The organism is Nocardioides sp. CPCC 206348 (genome assembly GCF_048654705.1).
Taxonomy (GTDB): Bacteria; Actinomycetota; Actinomycetes; order Propionibacteriales; family Nocardioidaceae; genus Nocardioides.
Map to the genome: position 1 here is coordinate 92744 of NZ_JBMCZA010000212.1, position 2969 is coordinate 95712.

General features: G+C 69.9%; 3 protein-coding genes, 1 tRNA gene and 1 pseudogene. 4 read left to right on the plus strand and 1 reads right to left on the minus strand.

The annotated features are described in order from the left end of the window. The 4 genes and pseudogenes from ACOADB_RS22495 to ACOADB_RS22510 all read left to right on the plus strand — a co-directional run. A pseudogene (locus ACOADB_RS22495) lies at window positions 1-511 on the plus strand (metallophosphoesterase); the annotation flags it as partial. A gap of 21 nt (window positions 512-532) precedes the next feature. After that, the gene (locus tag ACOADB_RS22500; protein WP_378603876.1) at window positions 533-1681 is read left to right on the plus strand and encodes an acyl-CoA dehydrogenase family protein; all 1149 of its coding nucleotides are present in this window, start codon (window positions 533-535) and stop codon (window positions 1679-1681) included. A 90-nt stretch (window positions 1682-1771) separates the two neighbouring features. Then, window positions 1772-2272, plus strand: coding sequence for an LppU/SCO3897 family protein (locus ACOADB_RS22505; RefSeq protein ID WP_378603879.1), 501 nt, complete (start codon window positions 1772-1774; stop codon window positions 2270-2272). A gap of 99 nt (window positions 2273-2371) precedes the next feature. Then, window positions 2372-2450 (plus strand) — tRNA-Gln (locus ACOADB_RS22510). Between the two features lie 31 nt (window positions 2451-2481). Here ACOADB_RS22510 and ACOADB_RS22515 read toward each other — a convergent pair. Next, on the minus strand, window positions 2482-2969 hold a 488-nt coding region (locus ACOADB_RS22515), incomplete at its 5' end, for an XdhC family protein (RefSeq protein WP_378603882.1).

The following is a 2969-nucleotide window of genomic DNA, read 5'->3' on the forward strand; positions in this document are numbered from 1 at the left end:
GGACCTCGGCTGGACCTACTTCGACGGCGCGCCGATCGAGGGACCGGGCAACGCGCGGCTGCTCGGCGTCGACGACCCGCGTTCCAGCGGGCTCGGCAACTGGCGCGACGAGACGGGCCTGACGTCGTCCGAGGTGGCCGAGCGGCTCACCGACGAGGCGTGCGACGCCGACGAACGCGGCGAACGGGTCAACACGATCCTCGTCCACGACGCCGACTTCGGTGACGACGCACTCGCCCGGGGCTGCGTGGACCTGGTCATCGGGGGCCACACCCACGTCCAGGACGGTCCCACCGCGATCACGGGCGAGAACGGCGAGATCGGCTACACCTACACCGCTGGCACCACCGGCGGCGCCGCCTATGCGATCGCCATCGGCAGCAAGCTCCGCCGGGCTGCCGGCGTCGCGCTGATCACCTACCGCGAAGGACGCCCCGTCGGCATCCAGTCGGTGACGCTGCAGACCAATGGCCGGTACGACGTCGAGGACTGGGTCGAGCTGACCTACTGACCCGGTTCTAGTGTGAGACCCATGGGAACCACCGTCGACCGACTGTTGCCGAGCGAGGAAGCAGAGGAGCTGCTGGCGCTCACCCGTGAGATCGCCACGAAGGAGCTCGCACCGCAGGTCGCCGAGGCCGAGGAACGGGCCGAGTTCCCCGAGGCCGCCTACCGGTTGCTCGGACGCTCCGGGTTGTTGAGCCTGCCGTTCCCCGAGGAGTACGGCGGAGGGAACCAGCCGTACGAGGTGTACCTCCAGGTCGTCGAGGAGATCGCCACGGTGTGGCCGAGCGTCGGGGTCGGCACCAGCGTCCACAGCCTCACCGCCAGCGTGGTCGAGGCCAACGGCTCGGCCGAGGTGCGGGAGGCCTGGCTGCCCCGGATGCTGTCGGGCGAGTGGCTCGGCGCCTACGGCCTGTCCGAGCCCCAGGCCGGGTCCGACGTCAGCGGCATCCGGACGTCCGCTCGCCGCGACGGCGACGACTACGTCATCAAGGGCACCAAGCAGTGGATCTCCAACGGGTCCTGCGCCGACTACTACGTGCTGTTCGCCCGCACGTCCGAGGACCCGAAGCGCGGGCTGACGGCGTTCGTGGTGCCCGACGGGACGGCCGGGATGACCTTCGGTGCCCCCGAGAAGAAGATGGGCCTGCACTGCGACGTCACCACGCAGGTGCTCTTCGATGACGCCCGGGTGCCGGCTGCCCAGCTGATCGGCGAGGAGGGTGCCGGCATGCGGGTCGCCCTGTCGGCCCTCGACGCCGGGCGCCTCGGCATCGCCGCCGTCGCGACCGGCATCGCCCAGGGGGCGCTGGCCCACGCCGTCGCGTACGCGCGCGAGCGGGAGCAGTTCGGCCAGAAGATCGGCGAGTTCCAGGGCCTGCAGTTCCTGCTGGCCGACATGGCCGCCGACGTGGAACGGTCGCGGGCGGCGTACCTCCACGCTGCGCGACTGAAGGACGCCGGACGGCCGTACTCGCGCCAGGCGTCGATCGCCAAGCTCACCGCATCCGACGCCGCGATGCGCGTGACGACCGACGCCGTGCAGGTGCTGGGCGGCAACGGCTTCACACGGGAGTACCCCGTGGAGCGGATGTTCCGGGACGCGAAGGTGACCCAGATCTTCGAGGGCACGAACCAGATTCAACGGATGGTGATCGGGCGCGACCTGCTGCGCTGACGTGCTTTGGTCATGCTGCCCTTAGGGTGAGGCTGAGAATTCACTGAGGGGGGCTCGGGACCACCCTTTTCACACTCGGAGGGATCCCCCATGGGCAAGAGCCTGATCGTCAAACTCGGCGGCATCGGCGTCGCGATCGTGATCGCTGTCGTCGCGTCATTCATCTTCAGCAAGGGCTCGGAGAAGGTCGCCGAAGCGCAGGCCCCCAAGGTCGGGGAGTGCATCACCGTCACGGGCACCGTCAACGCGAAGACCGACGACAAGGACTGCGGCGACGCCGACGCGACCTTCAAGGTCACCGGCAACAAGGGCGAGTGCGACCCGAGCGAGGACACCCTGTCGATCTCGGTCGGCAAGGCGGACTCGGGCAACGTCGCCGAGCTGTGCCTCGGGCTGAACGCCGCCAAGGGCGACTGCTTCCGCCTCACCGCCACCGAGAGCACGAAGGTCGAGTGCGCGGCGAACAAGGGCGACGCGGACGTCGCGCTGGTCACCAGCGTCGGCAAGTCCGGCACGGCCTGCGCCAACGGCGCCCAGCCGCTCGACTACAAGAAGCGCAACACCCTGCTCTGCCTGGCGCCGAACGCCTGAGCCGGACCGCCGTCGTACCTGACGAGACGGTCCTCCCTGCTCGCAGGGAGCAACCGCTTCGTCAGGTACGACGCACGCGCTCTAGGCTTTGGAGCGCAATCCCCGGTTGGTCTGCCGGTAGGGCCCGCCTGACTTTGAATCAGGACTAGCGTCGTAGGTTCGACTCCTACCCGGGGAGCAAGTGTCGGCGCGCGGATTCCCGTCGCTCCTCAGGCGGTGGCTCCGGAGGAGCCGTGGTGGATCCGGCTCTCCGTGCCGCTCAGCGGCTCGCCCGACCCGCCCCAGCGCCCGGCGACGATCTCGGCAGCGATGCTGATCGCAGTCTCCTCGGGAGTGCGGGCGCCGAGGTCGAGGCCGATCGGTGAGTGCAGCCGCTCGAGCTCTGCCTCGGTCACTCCGGCCTCCCGCAGCCGGACCAGGCGGTCCTCATGGGTCCGTCGGGATCCCATCGCCCCGACGTAGCCGACGGCGGGCAGGCGCAGCGCCACCTCCAGCAGCGGTACGTCGAACTTGGGGTCGTGGGTCAGCACGCAGATGATCGTCTGGGCGTCGACCCGGGCGGCCTCCTGCTCGGCCCGCAGGTACTTGTGGGGCCAGGCCACCACGACCTCGTCGGCGCCGGGGAACCGGCTGTTGGTCGCGAACACGGGCCGGGCATCGCACACGGTCACGTGGTAGCCGAGGAACCCGCCCATCC

What these genes read in the sequence shown, in the direction of transcription:
- ACOADB_RS22500 (WP_378603876.1), top strand. Translation starts at nt 533, where the DNA reads ATGGGAACCACCGTCGACCGACTGTTGCCGAGCGAGGAAGCAGAGGAG.
- ACOADB_RS22505 (WP_378603879.1), top strand. Translation starts at nt 1,772, where the DNA reads ATGGGCAAGAGCCTGATCGTCAAACTCGGCGGCATCGGCGTCGCGATC.